16 protein-coding genes are annotated in these 19,461 nt (G+C 69.3%); 9 read left to right on the forward strand and 7 right to left on the reverse strand.

Annotation, left to right across the window (positions count from 1 at the left end; all coding sequences use genetic code 11):
• Positions 1-57 precede the first annotated feature (57 nt).
• Positions 58-3,219: an efflux RND transporter permease subunit gene (locus MNQ95_RS01510; RefSeq protein ID WP_241953599.1), complete on the forward strand. Its 3,162-nt coding sequence runs from the start codon at positions 58-60 to the stop codon at positions 3,217-3,219.
• A gap of 66 nt (positions 3,220-3,285) precedes the next feature.
• Here the strand turns inward: MNQ95_RS01510 and MNQ95_RS01515 are convergent, their stop codons facing one another.
• Entirely contained in the window at positions 3,286-3,582 is a 297-nt protein-coding gene (locus MNQ95_RS01515) for a hypothetical protein (protein ID WP_202922887.1), read from the reverse strand.
• Positions 3,583-3,767: 185 nt separating this feature from the next.
• Between MNQ95_RS01515 and MNQ95_RS01520 the strand changes: the two genes are divergently transcribed.
• The 3 genes from MNQ95_RS01520 (at position 3,768) to MNQ95_RS01530 (ending at position 5,574) form a co-directional block, all read left to right on the forward strand.
• A complete protein-coding gene (locus MNQ95_RS01520; protein ID WP_162411090.1) occupies positions 3,768-3,977 on the forward strand; it encodes a hypothetical protein in 210 nt (69 codons plus the stop codon).
• Positions 3,978-4,170: 193 nt separating this feature from the next.
• The gene (locus MNQ95_RS01525; RefSeq protein WP_241953600.1) at positions 4,171-4,602 is read left to right on the forward strand and encodes a hypothetical protein; all 432 of its coding nucleotides are present in this window, start codon (positions 4,171-4,173) and stop codon (positions 4,600-4,602) included.
• Between the two features lie 111 nt (positions 4,603-4,713).
• Positions 4,714-5,574 carry a PA4780 family RIO1-like protein kinase gene (locus MNQ95_RS01530; RefSeq protein WP_241953601.1) on the forward strand — a complete coding sequence of 287 codons (861 nt, stop codon included), beginning with the start codon at positions 4,714-4,716 and terminating at the stop codon, positions 5,572-5,574.
• A 383-nt stretch (positions 5,575-5,957) separates the two neighbouring features.
• Here MNQ95_RS01530 and MNQ95_RS01535 read toward each other — a convergent pair whose 3' ends face one another.
• The 4 genes from MNQ95_RS01535 to dapA all read right to left on the reverse strand — a co-directional run bounded on the left by MNQ95_RS01535 (position 5,958) and on the right by dapA (position 9,414).
• Positions 5,958-6,695 (reverse strand): rRNA pseudouridine synthase, encoded by a 738-nt coding sequence (locus MNQ95_RS01535; protein ID WP_241953602.1) that lies wholly within the window; start codon positions 6,693-6,695, stop codon positions 5,958-5,960.
• A 78-nt stretch (positions 6,696-6,773) separates the two neighbouring features.
• Entirely contained in the window at positions 6,774-7,712 is a 939-nt protein-coding gene (locus MNQ95_RS01540; protein ID WP_241953603.1) for a transporter, read from the reverse strand.
• Positions 7,713-7,814: 102 nt separating this feature from the next.
• Positions 7,815-8,489 (reverse strand): membrane protein YczE, encoded by a 675-nt coding sequence (yczE, locus tag MNQ95_RS01545; protein ID WP_241953604.1) that lies wholly within the window; start codon positions 8,487-8,489, stop codon positions 7,815-7,817.
• A gap of 22 nt (positions 8,490-8,511) precedes the next feature.
• Positions 8,512-9,414 (reverse strand): 4-hydroxy-tetrahydrodipicolinate synthase, encoded by a 903-nt coding sequence (gene dapA, locus MNQ95_RS01550; RefSeq protein WP_241953605.1) that lies wholly within the window; start codon positions 9,412-9,414, stop codon positions 8,512-8,514.
• Between the two features lie 263 nt (positions 9,415-9,677).
• Between dapA and MNQ95_RS01555 the strand changes: the two genes are divergently transcribed.
• Both MNQ95_RS01555 and MNQ95_RS01560 read left to right on the forward strand, forming a co-directional pair.
• Positions 9,678-10,373, forward strand: a complete 696-nt coding sequence (locus MNQ95_RS01555; protein WP_241953606.1) for a CHAD domain-containing protein — start codon at positions 9,678-9,680, stop codon at positions 10,371-10,373.
• Between the two features lie 360 nt (positions 10,374-10,733).
• Complete coding sequence (locus tag MNQ95_RS01560) at positions 10,734-12,068, forward strand: tyrosine/phenylalanine carboxypeptidase domain-containing protein (RefSeq protein ID WP_241953607.1); 1,335 nt, start codon at positions 10,734-10,736, stop codon at positions 12,066-12,068.
• A 530-nt stretch (positions 12,069-12,598) separates the two neighbouring features.
• Here MNQ95_RS01560 and MNQ95_RS01565 read toward each other — a convergent pair.
• A complete protein-coding gene (locus MNQ95_RS01565) occupies positions 12,599-14,101 on the reverse strand; it encodes an aldehyde dehydrogenase (protein ID WP_241953608.1) in 1,503 nt (500 codons plus the stop codon).
• Between the two features lie 244 nt (positions 14,102-14,345).
• Entirely contained in the window at positions 14,346-14,894 is a 549-nt protein-coding gene (locus tag MNQ95_RS01570) for a cupin domain-containing protein (protein ID WP_162411100.1), read from the reverse strand.
• Between the two features lie 152 nt (positions 14,895-15,046).
• Between MNQ95_RS01570 and aptA the strand changes: the two genes are divergently transcribed.
• The 3 genes from aptA (at position 15,047) to MNQ95_RS01585 (ending at position 19,424) form a co-directional block, all read left to right on the forward strand.
• Positions 15,047-16,411 (forward strand): omega-aminotransferase AptA, encoded by a 1,365-nt coding sequence (gene aptA, locus MNQ95_RS01575; RefSeq protein WP_425605693.1) that lies wholly within the window; start codon positions 15,047-15,049, stop codon positions 16,409-16,411.
• Positions 16,412-16,631: 220 nt separating this feature from the next.
• Positions 16,632-17,750: an alanine dehydrogenase gene (ald, locus tag MNQ95_RS01580; protein WP_162411102.1), complete on the forward strand. Its 1,119-nt coding sequence runs from the start codon at positions 16,632-16,634 to the stop codon at positions 17,748-17,750.
• Positions 17,751-18,131: 381 nt separating this feature from the next.
• A complete protein-coding gene (locus tag MNQ95_RS01585; protein ID WP_425605694.1) occupies positions 18,132-19,424 on the forward strand; it encodes a DUF445 domain-containing protein in 1,293 nt (430 codons plus the stop codon).
• Positions 19,425-19,461: the final 37 nt, after the last annotated feature.

The following is a 19,461-nucleotide window of genomic DNA, read 5'->3' on the forward strand; positions in this document are numbered from 1 at the left end:
CGCGCCGCCCTTACCTTCTTTCCGGCCGACTCCCCTCGGGAGCGGCGGAGGACCCGGATGAAATTCACCGATATCTTCATCAACAAGCCGGTGCTGGCGATGGTCGTCAGCCTGTTCATCCTGCTGCTGGGGCTGCGCTCGTTCAACGAACTGAACGTGCGCCAGTACCCCGAGCTGCAGAACGCCGTCGTCACGGTCAACACCGCCTATTACGGCGCCGACGCGGACCTGATGCAGGGCTTCGTCACCACGCCGCTCGAGCGCGAAGTGGCCAGCGCCGAGGGCATCGACTACCTGACCTCGACCAGCGCCGCGGGCATCAGCACGATCCAGGCCTACATCCGCCTGGACCATGACGCCAACGAGGCACTCACCCAGATCGCGGCCAAGGTCAACAAGCTGCGCAGCCAGCTGCCGGCCGAATCCGAAGACCCGGTGATCGACCTGCAGCAGGGCCAGCAGATCGCGGCGATGTACGTGTCCTTCGCCAGCGACCAGCTCAACAACAACCAGATCACCGACTACCTGATGCGCGCGGTCGAACCACGCATCGCCACGATCCCGGGCGTGCAGCGCGCCGACATCCTGGGCGCCGGCACCTTCGCCATGCGCGTGTGGATGAAGCCCGACCGCATGGCCGCACTGGGCGTGACCGCCAGCGACGTGCATGCCGCGCTGCAGGCCAACAACGTGCTCTCGGCGCTGGGCTCGACCAAGGGCCAGATGGTCTCGGTCGACCTGACCGCGCGCACCGACCTGCGCAGCGCGGAGGAATTCCGCCAGCTGATCGTGCGCGAGCAGGAAGGCGCGATCGTCCGCCTGGGCGAGATCGCCGACGTGGAACTCGGCTCGGAGAACTACGGCACCTCGGTGCGAATCAACGGCGATGCCGCCACCTTCATGGGCATCTTCGTCTCGCCCGACGCCAACTCGCTGGAAGTGATCGAGGAGGTCCGCAAGGTCTGGGACAGCGAGATCGTGCCGCAGTTGCCGGAAGGCATCGTCGCCAGCATTCCCTACGACAGCACCGAGTCGATCCAGGACGCGATCAACGAGGTGGTCAAGACGATCATCGAGGCGGTGGTCATCGTGATCGTGGTGATCTTCCTGTTCCTGGGCTCGCTGCGCAGCGTGATCATCCCGGCGGTCACCGTGCCGCTGTCGCTGGTGGGCGCGCTGTTCCTGATGCTGCTGATGGGCTTCACCATCAACCTGCTGACCCTGCTGGCGATGGTGCTGGCGATCGGCATCGTCGTTGACGACGCGATCATCGTGCTGGAGAACATCCATCGCCACATCGAGGAGGGCATGAGCCCGCACGACGCCTCGATCAAGGGCGCGCGCGAGCTGGCCTGGCCGGTGGTGGCGATGACCACGACCCTGGTCGCGGTGTACCTGCCGATCGGCTTCCAGGGCGGCCTGACCGGCGTGCTGTTCACCGAGTTCGCCTTCACCCTGGCCGGCTCGGTGCTGCTGTCGGGCATCATCGCCCTGACCCTGTCGCCGATGATGTGCGCCAAGCTGCTCAAGCCGCACAGCGAGCACGGCAAGACCCGGCTCGAGAGCTGGCTGGATGCGCGCTTCGAATCGCTGCGCACCGGTTACGAGCGGCGCCTGCACAGCGCACTGGAGACCCGCGGCGTGATCGCGGTCTTCGGGGCACTGGTGCTGGTCTCGTGCGTGTTCCTGTACATGACCGCGCCGAAGGAGCCGGCCCCGCTGGAGGACGAAGGCTTCATCTTCGCGGTCGGCAGCGCCGACGCGTACACCACGCTGGACTACGTGGAGCGCTACACCGAAGAACTGGAAACCGCGGTCAAGGACATCCCCGAGATCAACGACTTCTTCCTGTTCAACGGCGGTTTCGGCGGCGGCGGCGGCGCCAGCAACAGTGCCATGGGCGGCTTCGTGCTCAAGCCCTGGAGCCAGCGCGACCGCTCGACCAACCAGATCCTGCAGCAGGAACTGCAACCCAAACTGGCTTCGATCACCGGCCTGAACACCTTCGCCCTGGTGCCACCCTCCCTGCCTACCGCCGGCGGCGACGGTGGCGGCGGCGAGTTCCTGGTCCTGGGTATCGGCTCCCTGGCGCAGCTCAGCGAGCTGTCCGACGCGATCCTGCAGAAGGCGATGGAGAGCCGCCGCTTCATTTTCCTGGACAAGGACCTGAAGATCGACAAGCCGCGCATCGAGGTGCAGATCGACCGCGAGAAGGCGGCCCTGCTCGGCATCGACATGCGCACCCTGGCCGCGGACATGGCCGCGATGCTCTCGGGCGGCTACGTCAACCGCTTCGCGATGGAGAACCGCTCCTACCGGGTCATCCCGCAGGTGCAGCGCAGCGACCGGCTCAATGCCGCGCAGCTGGAGAACTACTACACCCGCACCCGCGACGGCGAGCTGGTACCGCTGTCGACCCTGGTAACGCTGAAGGAAACCGCGCAGCCGCAGACGCTCAAGCGCTTCCAGCAGCTCAACGCGGTCGGCATCACCTTCGCCCCGCGTCCCGGCGTGTCCAAGGGCGAGGCGCTGCGCGTGCTGGAAGAGGCCGCGGCCGAAGTGCTGCCGCAGGGCTACAGCGTCGACTACGCCGGCGAGTCGCGCCAGTTCAAGCAGGAAGGCGCGGCGATGCTGGTCACCCTGGCATTCGCCCTGATCGCGATCTTCCTGGTCCTGGCCGCGCAGTTCGAGAGTTTCCGCGACGCGCTGATCATGCTGATCACCGTGCCGATGGCGATCTCCGGCGCGCTGCTGGTGCTCAACGCGCTGGCTTTGCTGGCCGGCGTGCTGCAGTTCTCCGGGATCGAGGCGTTCCCGGGCATGAGCATCAACATCTACACCCAGGTCGGCCTGGTCACCCTGATCGGCGTGATCGCCAAGCACGGCATCCTGATCGTGGAGTTCGCCAACAAGCTGCAGCAGCAGGGCCTGTCCAAGCGCGAGGCGATCGAGCAGGCCACCGGCATCCGCCTGCGCCCGGTGCTGATGACCACCGCCGCGCTGGTGTTCGCCATGTTCCCGCTGCTGATCGCCAACGGCCCCGGTGCCGCCGCGCGCTTCTCGATGGGCATGGTGATCGCCGCCGGCATGACGATCGGCACCGCGTTCACCCTGTTCGTGCTGCCCGCGGTCTACCTGTACCTGGCCCGCGACCACAGCCACGACCGTGCGGCCATCGAAGCCGAACCCGGCGAGGCGCCGGAACCGCAGGTGTACTGAGGTCCATCGCCACGACGGCTCCCCCGGGAGTCCGTCGTGGCGCCCTTTGAACGACCACCTGACGGCCTAGTCGAAGATCCCCACCGCCAGCTCCGCCCAGACCAGCGCGAAGGCCAGGCCCACGGCCGCGATCGCAAGGAGCCGGCTTGGCCGGTTCTTGAACAGCCGCACCGCCACTTCGCACGCGCTGCACGCCGCCAGCAGCATCGCGCCGAAAACCAGGAAGTCCCCGGGACCCCAGGTGACCTCGCGGGTGAACTGCATCGCCAGCGCGGGCAATGCAAGCAGGATCGCGGCCCCGCCCCACATCAGCCGGCGCCAGCCGCGGCCGGACCGAGCCGGTATTTCGCTGTTGCCTTCCATCGTCGCCTCTCCCGTGTATCGGTGCGCAATCGGCCGGCCGCGGCGATGGCGCCCTCGGTCCGTCCGGGTCGGCAGCTTCGCCGATCGCGGCGAGTCCGGCGCGGTCCGAAGGTGAAGCGTGGGCGAAGTCGCCGGCCTGCGTTATCCTCGGCCGCGATGCCTTCCCCCGGACATGGGCACGCCAGATGGACGAAGCCGATCCCGAAGTGGTCGCGATGCTCGATGCGCTGGAGGCAGGCCTGCCGCGGCTGATCATGGACACCCCGCCGTACGAACTGATGGATGCCTTCGCCGACGCGGCCGAGGCGATCGCCGGCGTGGCCGGGCCCGAGCACGCGTCCTACGTGAGTGCACGCCTGCAGGCGATGGCGGCGACGCTGCCGCTGGGCTACTAGCGGGACGCAGTCCCGGGTTTCCGCGCAGGCGCCCGAACCGGCGCGTGCCCGCCGGCCCGACCGCTCGTGTCGCGCCGCGAACACGTGCGGGCGGCCACCGCCCTACCCTGCCGCTGGTCTCCCCACCTCCGGCACATGGCCCGGCGATGGCGGCGGTCTATCTTCGATCCAGCCTGGACCCGGGAATCCCTCGATGCCACAGATTTCGACCTTGCGCCTGTGCCTGCTGCGCGGCATGTACCTGCTGATCGCCGTCGGGCTCGGACTGACGATCTGGCCTTCGATCATCGCGCCCTCCAGTCCGGCCGCCGATCCGCATTCGGTGATCCGCGCCCTGCTCGGCGGGCTTTCGCTGATGTGCCTGCTGGGCCTGCGCCATCCGCTGAAGATGCTGCCGCTGCTGCTGTTCGAACTGGCCTGGAAGGTCATCTGGGTGGTCGCCTCCGCGCTGCCGGCCTGGCGCGCCGGCACTTTGGATGCCTACGGCAGCGAAAGCCTGTTCGCCTGCCTGATGGGGGTGGTGCTGGTGCCGCTGGTGGTGCCATGGAGCCATGTCTGGCGCACCTATGTGCGGGGTCCGGGTGAACCGTGGCGTGTGCGCGGTGGGGCCGCCGCCCCACGCTGACAGCCACGCGGCGGGGCCGCGCCGGGACTGCGATTGGCCGCGGCGGACCGGAGATGCGAAAATCACGCATCCACGGCCGTGCCCGCCACGGCCCCCACCTTCCGGAATCCAGTGAGAACACCCCAAGGCCTGCAGGCGCTGATCGACGACGGCGTCATCGACGAGGTGCTTCGACCGCTCAAGAGCGGCAAGGAAGCGGCGGTCTACGTCGTCCGCAGCGGCGGCGAAGTGCGCTGCGCCAAGGTCTACAAGGACATGGCGCAACGCAGCTTCCAGCAGCGCGTGCAGTACCAGGAAGGCCGCAAGGTCCGCGGCAGCCGCGAGACGCGCGCGATCGGCAAGGCGACCAAGTACGGGCGCAAGCAGCAGGAGACGGCCTGGAAGAACACCGAGGTCGACGCGCTGTACCAGCTGCGCGCCGCCGGGGTGCGCGTTCCCGAACCGTTCGGCTACTTCCACGGCGTGCTGGTGATGGAACTGGTCACCGATGACCAGGGCTTCAGCGCGCCGCGCCTGGGCGAGGTCGAACTCGAGGCCGACCAGGCCCGCGCGTACCACAAGGTGCTGGTCCGGCAGGTGCAGCTGATGCTGTGCTGCGGCCTGATCCATGGCGACCTGTCCGCCTACAACGTGCTGGTCGGGCCCGACGGCCCGGTGGTGATCGATTTCCCGCAGGTGGTCAGCGCCGGCGGCAACAACGCCGCCCGCACGATGCTGCTGCGCGACGTCAACAACCTCACCGCCAGCCTCGGCCGTTTCGCGCCGGAGCTGCTGGACACCTGGTTCGGCGAGGAGATGTGGGCCCTGTTCGAGGCCGGCGAGCTGCATCCGGATACCGTGCTGACCGGCGAATTCACCCCGGACGAAAGCAGCATCGACCTGGACAGCGTGCGCCACGCGATCAACGACGCCCGCGAGGAAGCGCTGATCCGGCAACAGGGGCGCGAAGCGGCGGCGGAAGACGACGCGTAGAAGGAAGCACGGTCGGCGGCGGAAGACGACGCGTAGAAGGGCGTGATCGGCGGCGGAAGACGACGCGTGGCCACAAGGCGCGACTGGTCGCGGAACGCGACATTGGGGTGGTCCGGCACGGCGGAAATACGGCGCTGCGTAGGCCACGGCCCCGGTGTCGCGGTCGTGCCCGCTCCTGCAAGGGGACAGCCGACGCTCTTGCAGGAGCGGACTTCAGGCCGCGAAGCCGACGCCCTCGGCAGAGCAGCACCCTAAAGTTGCCGACGTCCCCGCCTCCGCACGCTCGACACCATCGTGATTCAGTAGCCCCCGGTGTCGCGGTCATGCCCGCTCCTACACAGGCGACCGGCCCCTCGTGGGAGCGGACTCCCGGCCGCTTACGCTCAAAATCGCTCGCCGGCGGGCAGGTAGCGCCAGGCGCCGGGCGGCATCGCCCCGTCCGGGCCCTTGCCCAGCGAGATCTTGCCGATCCGCAGGCGCCGGATCGACACCACCCGCAGGCCGACCTGGCGACACATCTCGCGCAGCTGCCCGCCCTGCACGCCCTTGATCGCGAACCGCAGCCGGGTCTCGTTCTGCCAGCTGACCTTGCATGCCGGCAGCACGCGGCCGTTGTACGACAGCCCCTGGCCGAGCTTGTGCATGCCGTAGGGGGCCAGCTCGCCATCGACCTCGACGATGTACTCGTGTTCGATCTCGTCGCCGTCCTCGGTGAGCCGGCGCCAGACCCGTCCATCCTGGGTCAGCACCATCAGTCCGCTGGCTTCGGCATCCATCGACACCAGTGGCGTCAGCCGGTGGAAGTGGCGCTGCAAGGGGCGGATGCCGGACGGATCATCGGCCCAGCGGTTCTCCGGCGTCACCAGCGCGCTGGCCGGCTTGGCCCCGGAGATCGCATTCCAGCCCGAAGGCTTGTGCAGCAGGATCGTGGCCGGCTCCACCGCTTCCAGGGTGGCGTCCGGATCCAGCTCGACGCGCTCGTCCGTCACCCGGTGCTGCGGCGCCTCCACCACCTGGCCATCCACGGACACCCAGCCGTTGCGGATGTACTGCTCGGCATCGGCGCGCGAGCAACCGAGCAGCTCGGCGACGCGATGGGCAAGGCGGACCGGGTCGGACATGGCGGGCATCGCGGACAGGGGCACGCAGTTTAACCACCTGCGGCGATGGCGGCTCCGCGGCGCGGACGCCGACGGTCGCTACACCCCGCCACCCCATCGATGTTGCCAGGTCACCGCCAGGGCATCGAACTCGTTGCCGGTGCGCGCGTACACGCCACTGCTGATCGCGAATTTCACCGAATTCCTGCGATCCACGGGCAGCGACAGCGAGGCGCCGACGCGCCAGTTCTGCTGCAGGTCCCGATTGTGCAGGCCATCGACCTGCGAGCGCCCGCCGGCGAAGTAGGTGGCATCCAGCGACCACCACGCACCCGACGCCAGGCCGCGGATCAGGTTGCCCTGCAGCGCGTACAGCGGATCCTGGGAGCGGGTCGTGCCGCCGTAGAACGCGTCGTTGTCGGTGTAGAAGGTCGCCGCCAGCTTCAGTTCGGTGATCCACGGCCCGGATGCCTTGGACAGGCCAAGCTCGGGTTTGAACGACCAGCGGTTGCTGGCGATGTTGACGATGCGGTCGGGGTCGTACTGGCCCAGCGGCGGCGCGACCTGCAGGCTCGCACCGACGATCAGGTCCTGCTTCCAGTCCTTGAACCCGGCCATGTCCATCGCCGGCGCGCCGAGGAAATTCACCGACAGGCGCATCGCTGGCCGGCCGAAGCCGCTGACCTTGCGCTCGATCGGCATGCCGCTATAGTCGGCGCTGCCGCTCAGCCGCGTGTACGGCACGCCCACATCGAACTTGGCCGACTGGCCCCACAGCGCGAACGCGCGCGCATAGCCCGTCACCAGGCTGGTGGTTTTCAGGTCCTCGTTCGTGATCGGCACGGAGGCATCGAAACTCAGGCCGCCGCGCGTCTGCACCGCGCCGGCGACCAGGAAATTCACCCCGATCGGCACGTTGGAATAGGAGCGCGGCTCGATCTCCTGCGCGGCGGCACGCCAGGGCAACAGGGCGAACGCCAGTGCGGCGAGATACCGCAAGGCGATCGGGAACCGCATATCCACCCGTGGCGAATCCATGGTCACCCGCTCCCTCCCCCGTGGCACCGAGTCTATCCCGCCGCCGTCGGCGATGCGGAGCTGCGAACCCGGGCGCCGATGCGCCGCTACGCCAGCGCGACGTCAGCCGGCGTCGCCCTCCGCCGCTCCGTTGGCCGGCGGCTCCAGGCGCACCACCAGCCCGCGCAGGAACCACTGGGTCAGCGGGCCGACGCCGAAGGCGAACACCACCGTGCCCACGCCCACCGTGCCGCCCAGCAGCACGCCGACCGCCAGCACGACAAGCTCGATCAGCGTGCGCACGCGCCGCAGTGGCCAGCCGCTGCGGCGGGTCAGCCCGGTCATCAGTCCATCGCGTGGTCCCGGCCCCAGCTGCGCGCCGATGTACAGGGCGGTGGCGAAGGCGCAGGCGACCACGCCGGCGAGCATGAACATCGTGCGCAGCCACAGCGCATCGGGCGTCGGCAGCAGATGCAGGTTGATGTCGGCGAACGGTCCCAGCAGGAGCGAGTTGGCCACCGTGCCCAGGCCGGGCATCTGCCGTAACGGGATCCAGGCCAGCAGCACGACCACCGAGGTGATCACCATGACCGTGCCGAACGACAGCGGCACCCGTCCGGACACGCCCAGGTGGAATACGTCCCACGGCGCCGCCCCCAGCCCGCCCTCGATCATCAGCGCCGCGGCCAGGCCATAACACCACAGGCCGGCCAGCAGGCGCAGCACGCGCTCGGGCAGGCGCCCGGCGCGCAGCTGTTCCATCGGCCCGAGGTTGAGCAGGCCTGCCGGCCGCGTCATGGGCCGCACCTTCGAAGGCCGCTCACGAGTCCAGCAGTCCCGCTTCGCGCAGTGCTGCCTCGACCGGCGCCTGGTTGCGCGGTTCCAGCTCGGTCATCGGCAACCGCAGCGTGCCGCCGCAGCGCCCCAGGCGAGCCATCGCCCACTTCACCGGGATCGGATTGGCCTCGACGAACAGCTGCCGGTGCACCGGCAGCAGGCGCCGCTGGATCGACATCGCGGTCGCCACGTCGCCGGCCAACGCAGCGGCGCACAGCTCGCGCATCAGGCGCGGCGCCACGTTGGCGGTGACGCTGACGTTGCCATGGCCACCGCACAGCATCAGCGCCACCGCGGTGGCGTCATCGCCGGAATAGATGGCGAAATCTTGCGGTGCCTCGCGGACCAGCCACTGCGCGCGCTCCAGGTTGCCGGTGGCTTCCTTGATGCCGACGATGCCCGGCACCTGCGCCAGGCGCAGCACCGTGTCGTGCTGCAGGTCGGCCACGGTGCGGCCGGGCACGTTGTAGAGCACGATCGGCAAGTCGCCGGTGGCTTCGGCAATCGCCTTGAAGTGGCGGTACTGCCCTTCCTGCCCCGGCTTGTTGTAGTACGGCACCACCTGAAGCTGGCTGTCGGCGCCGACCTCGCGCGCGAACCGCGCCAGCGCGATCGCTTCGGCGGTGGAGTTGCCGCCGCAGCCGGCCATCACCGGCACGCGCCCGGCCGCCTGTTCGACGGCGACCTTGATGATCTCGCAGTGCTCGGCCACGTCCACCGTCGGCGATTCACCGGTGGTGCCGACCACACCGATGCAATCGGTGCCCTCGGCCACGTGCCAGTCGACCAGTTTCCGCAGCGCGGCGTAATCGACGCTGCCGTCCTCGAGCATGGGGGTGACGAGGGCGACGATGCTGCCGCGCAGGGGCGTGGACGATGCGGTCATGCGGAAAGGGGCCTGCCGTGTGGGAGCGTCGATTCTAATCGGGCGGACGATCGAGGAAGCAGCGGGAACGCAGGCGCGTGCGCGGCGTGGAGCGGTTGCCGCAGCAACCAACCGCGCGCGACGTCCGGCTGCGTCAGTCCCGGCCCGGTTGCAGCCGGCGGCGGGGGGAGTAGCATCGCCGGCCGGACCGTTCGCACGGGTCGTGTATGCCTTCCGCCTCCCATGGAAGCAGGCTGGGCCGACTGCTGCAGCACGAATGCGAGGTGGCCGCCCAGACACTGGCGGAGACCGGCGACGTGCACGCACGCGTGCATGCGGCGCGCAAGGCGATCCGCCGCGCGCGCTCGCTGATCGCCCTGGTCGAAGCGGAGCTCGACGTCGAGGCGGCCGACCGGGCCCTGCGCCGCGTGTGCGAAAGCCTGGGGTCGCTGCGCGACGCGCGGGCGATCGCGCTTGCCGCGGGCACGCAGGGCCGCAAATCCCGGGACAACCGCTGGAAACAGGCCAGCGACGCCCTGGAACAGCGTGCCGACCGCCTGGCCCGACGCGAGCAGTCCGCCGATCCCGGCTTCGCGAAACGGCGGCGCGCGCTCGCGCGTGCGGCACGCCTGCTGCAGGCGTTGCCGTGGGACGCGCTGGCCAGGCCGGGTATCCGTGCCGGGCTGGTGCGCCAGACCCGGCGCGTGGAAAAGGCGGCACGCCGGGCAAAGGCCACCGCCACCCCGGAGGACCTGCATCGCTGGCGTCGCCGCACGCGCCGCCTGCGCATGCAGATCGATGCCCTCGCCGGACTCAGGCTCGACATCATCGGCCAGGACACGACCGCATCCACGCGCCTGCACCGGCTGAGCGATGCCTTGGGCGAACGCCAGGACCGGACGCTGCTGGCGGCCACGTTGCGGCGGATGCGCACGCTGGAGCACCGGCGGGCCCTGCTGGAGCAGCTGGAGCGCAGCTAGTGGTTGCGCTGTCCGGTGAAGCTGCCTGCGCGGGGCGCGCCCGCAGCGCGTGCGCGTGCCCAGCCTCGCGCCGCCAGCGCCAGCGCGACCGCATCCGCACCTGCGGCGAAATGCAGCGCAGCGGACACATCGCGTGCAGCACGCCAGACCGCTTCGGCCAGGTCATCCGCATGGGGATTCCCTGAAGCGGAAATGCGCACGCCCGCCGGCGTTGGGCCAAGGCCCCATTGAACCTCCCCGGCCGGCGCGCAACGCTAAGGTGGCAAGTGGCACGCCCGCGGCCCGCTGTGCCGGTTCCACGTTCTGCAGCGCTCCGGCGCCGGTCGCATCCGTTCTTGACGCCTACGGGATGGAAACCTCATGCACGCCCTCGATCCAGGCACCGCGAATCCCGCCCGTGCGGACCCCGCCCTTTCGCCGCTGTTGGAATTCGACGCGCGGATCGCCAAGATCGGCAGCAAGGTCCGCGTGCTGTCGGGGCTGGCGTGGCCGGTCGCGATGGAGGCGCGCTTCCTCGAACGCTGGCGCGCCGGCAGCCCGGAAATGCCCGCGCCACCCACCCAGCCGGTCGACCATGCCGCGACCATCGAGGCGCTCGATGGCATCCTGCCCCGGCTCGACCGCGGCCATCCGATCGGCGACTGGCTGTACAAGACCGCGTGGAGCTACCGCGTCGCCGCGCTCATGCTTTCCAGCGTGGGCACGCCCCGGTTCACGGAGTGCTCGGCGCTGCTCTACGGGCATCCGGCCACGCACTACCGTTCACAGGACGCCACCACCACCCAGTCCGCCGCGAAGATGCTGGAGATAACCGACCAGCTGATAGATTCGCGCTTCGTTCCCGACGTGCCGTACGACATCCCCGCACCCGACTTCGCCGCGCGCCTGCGCGAGCGGATCGATCCGTTCTTCACCGACGATCCGGTGCAGGTCGTGCTCGACCCCGAGCTCGCTTCCAAGGCGGCGGCGGGCAGCAAGGTCATCCGCATCCGCGCCGATGCGATGTTCTCCGACCTGGACCTGGACCAGCTGGTCGAGCACGAGGCGTTCATCCACTCGGCGACGATGCTCAACGGCAAGCACCAGCCGTGGCTGCGCTGCCTGGGCACCGGCGCGCCGCGCACCACGCGCACCCAGGAAGGCCTCGCCACGTTCTCCGAGATCATCACCGGCGCCATGGACATCAACCGCCTGCGGCGCCTGGCGCTACGCGTCCTGCGCCTGCAGGAAGCGCTGGCCGGCGCCGACTTCATCGAAGTCTTCCGCGCGTTCCTGGCCGCCGGGCAATCGGAGGTGGACAGCTACCGCAGCGCTGCGCGCATCTTCCGCGGTGGCGATGTCCGCGGGCGCGTCTGCTTCACCAAGGATGGCGCCTACCTGGAAGGCCTGCTGCTGGTGACCGCCTTCGTCAAGCGCGCCCTGCACGAGAACCGCGGCGACACCCTGCGCCTTCTGTTCTGCGGACGCGTCACCCTGGGCGACCTGGTGACCCTGGCCACGTTCCGCGACAGCGGCCTCGTCGCCGCGCCGCGCTACGTGCCGCCGTGGGCGCGGCATCCCGAACGCGTGCTGGCCACGCTGGCGTTCTCCACCGCGGCGCAGTCGCTGCGCCTGGATTCGTTCTCGCTGCAGCGGTTCACCGAGTACGAGGACGAGGTCCTGGCCGAGGCGGCGTGGAGCGCTCCTTCCGCCTGACCGGGCACCCGGTTTCCGCGCCGATGCCGGGGAAATTTCCCCGATGCCCGCCAGGCGGGCACGACCGCCGGGACGCTAGGGGCGACGCGCCGGGCATTCCGTGCGACGCCTGCGGCTTTCTGCCCGGATGCCGCGCCTGCGAACGGCACGCGCCGGCCAGCAAGCCGCCCGCCCGGGCCTCCGGGTTCGAAGCCTGCAGCGTTTTGCCCGATCCGCAAGGAAAAAAGCTCCACCCGTCGGGCTTTTTGCCTTGCGCGCAAGGCACGGACGCTGCGCGCAAGGCGAATCGGTTTGCGAGTCCCAGGCAAACGGGCTCGCGCGCAAGGCTCATCGGCTTGCACGCAGGGCAAACCGGGCCGGTATCGGCGCTGGAAGACCCTTCGCAAGCTGCCAGACGTCGCGATCGCAAGGCTCCGGGCCTTGCGCGCAAGGCAAAAAGCCCGACGGCTGGAGATATTGGCCTTGCGACGCCTTCGACGCGGCGCAGGCCGTACCGGCCGAAGCTCCCGGAACCGGGGAGCCGGCCCGGTTCAATCCCCGAGGTTGATCCAGGTCGCCTTCATCTCGGTGTACTTGTCGAAGGCGTGCAGCGACTTGTCGCGGCCGTTGCCTGACTGCTTGTAGCCGCCGAAGGGCGCGGTCATGTCGCCGCCGTCCCAGTAGTTGACCCAGACGCTGCCGGCACGCAAGCCGCGGGCCATGCGGTGGGCGCGCGACAGGTTCGCCGTCCACACGCCGGCGGCCAGGCCGTACTCGGTGTCGTTGGCGATGCGCAGGGCCTGGGCTTCGTCGTCGAACGGGATCACCGCCAGCACCGGCCCGAATATCTCCTCGCGGGAGATCGCATGCTCCGGGCGCACGTCGTCGAACACGGTCGGCTCGACATAGCAGCCGCCTTCCACGGTCTGCAGGCGGTTGCCGCCCAGCGCCAGGCGCGCACCCTCGGCCTGGCCCTTGGCGATGTAGTCGAGCACGCGCCGGGTCTGCCCTTCGTCGACCATCGCACCCATCGGCGCGCCGGGCTCGAGCGGATGGCGGGGCTGCATCTTCCGCCCCGCTTCGACCACGCGGGCGACGAACTCTTCCTGGATGCAGCGCTCCACCAGCAGGCGCGAAGCGGCGGTGCAGACCTCGCCCTGGTTGTAGAAGATGCCCGACGCCGCGGCCTCGGCCGCCTTGTCCAGGTCCGGCGCATCGGCGAACACGACATTCGGGCTCTTGCCGCCGCATTCCATGTAGGCGCGCTTCATGTTGGACAGGCCGGCGCACTGCAGCAGGCGCTTGCCCACCGCGGTCGATCCGGTGAAGACCAGGCCGTCCACGTCCATGTGCGAGGCCAGCGGTTCGCCGGCCTCCTTGCCGAAGCCGGGCACCACGTTGAACACGCCATCGGGGATGCCGGCTTCTGCGACCAGCTCGGCCAGGCGCAGCACGCTCAGCGGCGACTTCTCCGAAGGCTTGATCACGACCGAATTGCCCATGGCCAGCGCCGGCGCCAGCTTCCACGCGGCCATCAGCAACGGGAAATTCCAGGGAACAATCGCCCCGACCACGCCCAACGGCTCGCGGGTGATGAGGCCCAGCTCGTCGTTGCCGGTGGGCGCCACTTCGCCATACACCTTGTCCAGCGCCTCGGCGGTCCAGCCGAAGCAGCGGATCGTGGCGGCGATGTCCACGTTGCGCGCATCGTCGATGGGCTTGCCCATGTCCAGCGATTCCAGCAGCGCCAGCTCGTCGGCATGCCGCTCGATCAGCGCCACGAGTGCCTGCAGGGTCTTCTTGCGCTTCACCGGCCGGGCCTGCGACCAGCCACCGGCCTCGAAGCTGCGCCGCGCCGCGCGCACCGCGCGGTCGATGTCGGCCTCACTGCCCGACGCGACCTTGCCCAGCACCCGGCCATCGATGGGGCTGACGCAATCGAACGTCCTGCCGTCGGCGGCATCGACATACCTGCCGTCGATGAAAGCCTGCGTGCGCAGGACCAGGCCATCGGCCATGGCCTGCCAGTCGGCGCGGGTGCGGGGGTTGCTCATTGGAATCTCCAGATCGTCAGCGATCGTGTCCGCGCAAGCGGAAACCGTATGCGTTATCCAGCGGCCTCGCCACGCACCAGCGATCCGGTGCGAGGCCTGCCGACGGCAAGTAGAGGAGGAGGCTGCGGCCGCAGGCCGGAGCCGGGGGACATGGACGTCGGCAGGCTTCGCGCCGGATCGCCGCCAGCCGCCCATCCCCGCGCTGGAAGCGCCCGAGGACCACAAAGGGACGAACTGCAGTCCATCAGAACGTCGCCGGCGTATTCGCGCTGACGATCACCGCCTCGGTGTCGCCCACGTTGCGGAAGCGGTGCGGGACCTTGCTCTCGAAGTAGTACGCCTCGCCCGGCCCGAGCACGCGCACCTGCGCGCCAACGGTGACCTCCACCTGGCCGGAAACGATTACCCCACCCTCCTCGCCTTCGTGCTCGATCATCGACTCGCCGGTGTCGGTGCCCGGCGGCATCACCTCGCGCAGGATGCACATCTGCCGCTGCGGGCGGTGCTGGCCGACCAGGTAATAGTGGATGTCGTTGTTGCCCACGTCCGGCAACTCGTCGGCGGCGTAGAACGGCTGCTCCGGCGGGCCCGGGTCCAGGTCCAGGGTGAAGAAATCGGCCAGCGAGATCGGCAGCCCGTCGAGCACCTTCTTCAACGAGCTGACCGACGGACTGACCTTGTTCTGCTCGATCAGCGAAATGGTGCTGTTGGTGACGCCCACCCGGCGGGCCAGCTCGCGCTGGCTCAGGCCGCGGGCCGTGCGTACCCGCTGCAGGCGTGCACCGATGTCCATGCGTCTGTCGCTCCCGCCGGCCACTGGCCGGACGTGTTGCGGATACTTTACATACCGCCCCGTGCAGGTCAATTTTTGGCGTAGACTCGGCCGCAGCGTTGAATTTATCGAACGGCGCCCGCGGCGCCCCGTCCCCCGATGGAGCCTGCCCCATGAGTCGCGACGACGACGCCATCCGCACCGCCCTGGCCGACCACTACGCCGCGCAGAACCAGGCCACGCCGGCGGCCATGGATGCGTTCTGGATGCCGTTCACCGCCAACCGCCAGTTCCGCCAGACCCCGCGCCTGCTGGCCAGCGCCGAAGGCATGTACTACCGCGACGTGGAGGGCCGGCAGATCCTCGACGGCACCGCCGGCCTGTGGTGCTGCAACGCCGGCCATGCCCGGCCGCGGATCGTGGAAGCGGTGGCCCGCCAGGTCGCGACGCTCGACTTTGCGCCGAACTTCCAGATGGGCTCGCCTTTGCCGTTCGTACTCGCCGAGCGACTGAGGGCGATCGCGCCGCGACCGCTGGACCATGTGTTCTATACCAACTCCGGATCGGAGTCGGTCGACACCGCGCTGAAGATCGCCATCGCCTACCACCGCGCCCGCGGCGAAGGCCAGCGCATCCGCCTGATCGGCCGCGAGAAGGCCTACCACGGGGTCGGCTTCGGTGGTATTTCGGTGGGCGGCCTGCCCAACAACCGCAAGTGGTTCGGCCCCGGCCTGCCCGGCGTGGACCACCTGCGCCACACCCTGGACATCGAGCGCAACGCGTTCTCGCGCGGCCTGCCACAGCACGGCATCGAACTGGCCGAGGACCTCGAGCGGCTGGTGCAGCTGCACGATGCCAGCACCATTGCTGCGGTGATCATCGAGCCGATCTCCGGATCGGCCGGCGTGGTCCTGCCGCCACCGGGCTACCTGCAGCGCATCCGCGACATCTGCACCAGGCACGGCATCCTGCTGATCTTCGACGAGGTCATCACCGGCTTCGGCCGCGTCGGCGAGGCCTTCGCGGCGCAGCGCTTTGGCGTGACGCCCGACATGATGACCGTCGCCAAGGGCCTGACGTCCGGCTGCGTGCCGATGGGCGCGGTGTTCGCATCGACCGGGATCCACGACGCCTTCATGCAGGGGCCGGACAACGCGATCGACCTGTTCCACGGCTACACCTACACCGGCCATCCGCTGGCCTGCGCCGCGGCACTGGCCACGCTGGACACCTACGAGGAGGAAGGCCTGTTCCAGCGTGCAGTGGAGCTGGAGCAGTACTGGCAGGACGGCCTGCATGCCTTGCGCGGCCCGAACGTGGTCGACATCCGCAACTACGGCCTGATCGGCGCGGTCGAACTGGCACCGCAGGGCGCACCGGGCACGCGCGGCTACCAGGTGTTGGAGCGCGCTTTCCGCAAGGGCCTGCTGGTGCGCGTGACCGGCGACACGGTCGCGCTGTCGCCGCCGTTGATCGTGGAACGACGCCACATCGACGACATGTTCTCCATGCTCGGCGAGGTGCTGGCGGGAGTCTAAGCCGATGTGGCGGCCGGGAGCTCTGGCGGACAGCCTCTTGTAGGAGCGGACTTCAGGCCGCGAAGCCTGCGTCCTCGGCCCAGGCGACGCCTTCGCGACTGCAACGTCCCCGGCTTCGCGGCCTGAAGTCCGCTCCTACAGAAAAAACGCGGCACAGCCAGCAGCACACCAAACAACAGACGACAACGCCCCCGCGCCTCGCAATCCACGGAGATCCACCATGCTGATCGGCGTCCCGAAGGAAATAAAGAACCACGAGTACCGCGTCGGCCTTACCCCCAGTGGCGCACGCGAACTTTCCTCGCGCGGCCACCAGGTGCTGGTCGAGCGCGATGCCGGCGCCGGCATCGGCCTGGCCAACGAGGCCTACGAGGCCGCGGGCGCGCAGATCGTCGACAGCGCTGCCGAGGTCTATGGCCGCGCGGAGATGGTCATCAAGGTCAAGGAGCCGCAGCCGGCCGAGTGCGCGATGCTGCGACCGGGCCAGGTGCTCTACACCTACCTGCACCTGGCCCCGGACCCGGAGCAGACCGCGGCGCTGCTCGCCTCCGGCTGCACGGCCATCGCCTACGAGACCGTCACCGACGACCGCGGCGGCCTGCCCCTGCTGGCGCCGATGAGCGAGGTCGCCGGGCGCATGTCGATCCAGGCCGGCGCGCACGCACTGGAGAAAGCGCAGGGCGGCTCCGGCATCCTGCTCGGCGGCGTGCCGGGGGTGAAGCCCGCCGAAGTGCTGGTGATCGGCGCCGGTACGGTCGGCATCAACGCGGCACGGATGGCGATGGGCCTGGGCGCGCACGTCACCGTCCTGGACCGCTCGCTGGATCGGTTGAAGTACATCGACGAGCTCTATGGCGACCGGCTGACCACGATCTACTCGACCCGCGACGCGATCGAGGACCGCCTGCCCTACACCGACCTGGTGATCGGCGCGGTGCTGATCCCGGGCGCGGCCGCGCCCAAGCTGCTTTCTCGCAACCATCTCAAGCTGATGCGGCCGGGGTCGGTGCTGGTGGACGTGGCGATCGACCAGGGCGGCTGCTTCGAGACCAGCCGCGCGACGACCCACCAGGAACCGACCTACGAGATCGACGGGATCATCCACTACTGCGTGGCCAACATGCCCGGCGGCGTGGCCCGCACGTCCACCTTCGCCCTGACCAACGCGACCCTGCCGCATGCGCTGGCACTGGCAGGCAAGGGCGTGGTGCAGGCCCTGCTGGACGACGTGAACCTGCGCAACGGATTGAACGTGCACGCGGGCAAGCTGACCTACCGCGCGGTGGCCGATGCGCTCAACCTGCCCTTCACTCCGGTCGCCGAGGCGCTGTCGCTGTAGGAGCGGGCTTCGGGCTGCGAAGCCGGCGCCGTCGCGTTTACGGCGTCGTCGGTGTCGCGGTCATGCCCGCTCCTACAAGGGCGAAACCTTCCACGGGCTGAGGTATTTGGGCGGCAGTCGACCTCCTGCAGGAGCGGACTTCAGGCCGCGAAGCCGACGCCCCCCGGATCGCGATGACTTCGGAATCGCGACGCCCTCGGTTTCGCGGCCATGCACGCTCCTGAAAAGGCTGCCCTTCCGGGTTGGCACCCGCAGCGACGTTCGGCTTCTGTGTAGGAGCGGACTTCAGGCCGCGACGCCGAGGCCGTCGGAATCGCGTCGATGGGGCGTGCACGCACGGGCCGCTACACTGCATCGCGCCTCCCTCCCTGACGTGCACGCATGATCGACGACCCACGCCGCGCGCAGTTGCGCCGCATGAAGGCCATCGCCCTGGTGATGCTGCTGGCGATGCTGGCCGGCTTCGTGCTGAGCCATGTCATGGGCAACCAGGGCGTGTGGGCATGGGTCTCGGCGTTCTGCGAAGCGGCCACGGTCGGCGCGCTGGCCGACTGGTTCGCGGTGGTGGCGCTGTTCCGCCATCCGCTGGGCCTGCCGATCCCGCACACGGCGATCATCCCGCGCAGCAAGGCACGCATCGCCGACAGCCTGGCCGCCTTCGTGCGCGACCACTTCCTCGAACCGAAGACGCTGCTGGCCAAGCTCGAAGTGTTCGATCCGGCGGCGAAACTCGGCGAATGGCTGGGGCGCCCGGAGCAGTCGCAACGCCTGGCCCAGCTGGCCCGCGGCTGGGCTTTGCAGGCGCTGGACCTGCTCGACGAGCGCGCGGTGCGCGAGGCGATCCAGGGTTTCGTTATCGCGCGCCTGCGCAACTGGAACGCGGCCGCCAGCGCCGGCGACGTGCTCGGCCTGCTGACCGCCGACGGCCGCCACCAGGTCCTGCTCGACGAAGCGCTGCGCCGGCTTGGCACCTACCTCGACGACGAATCGGTGAAGCAGCGCGCTTCCGAACTGCTGGTCAAGCATGCGCGCAAGGAATGGCCGCGACTGGTCGGCACGGTGGATTTCGTCAAACCGGTGGAAGGCATCGCCGACAACCTCGCCGACCGCATCGCCCGGGCCTTGCTCGACGAGCTCAACGAAATCCTGTCGCAGCCGCAGCACCCGCTGCGCCGTGACTACGAGCGCTGGCTGCAGGGCTACGTGCGCAGGCTGCGTCGCGATCCGGCCCTCGCGGAGAAGGTCGAGGCGATCAAGCAGAAGCTGATCGAGCACGAGAGCGTGCAGGATTACGTGCGCGGCCTCTGGGACCAGATCCACGCCAGTCTGCGCACCGACCTGGAACGCGAGGACGGCGTCCTGGCGCGCCACCTGCAGCATTCCCTGGGCGGACTGGGCCAGGCGCTGGAACGCGAGCCGGCATTGCGCGAGGCGATCAACCAGCACGTGATGGGCGGTGCGGAAAAACTCGCGCTGCGCCTGCGCGGCGGCGTCACCGACTACATCGCCCAGACGGTCAAGGCCTGGGACGAGCGCCACCTGGTCGAGCAGCTGGAACTGAGCGTGGGTCGCGACCTGCAGTACATCCGCTTCAACGGCACCCTGGTCGGCGGCCTGATCGGGCTGCTGCTGCATGCGGTGATCGTCTTCCTGGATCGCAGCCCGCCACTTTAGGCGCAGATGGCACGGGGCGTGCCTGTTGTAGGAGCGG

Source organism: Pseudoxanthomonas daejeonensis, assembly GCF_022637495.1.
In the GTDB taxonomy this organism is placed as follows: Bacteria; Pseudomonadota; Gammaproteobacteria; order Xanthomonadales; family Xanthomonadaceae; genus Pseudoxanthomonas; species Pseudoxanthomonas daejeonensis.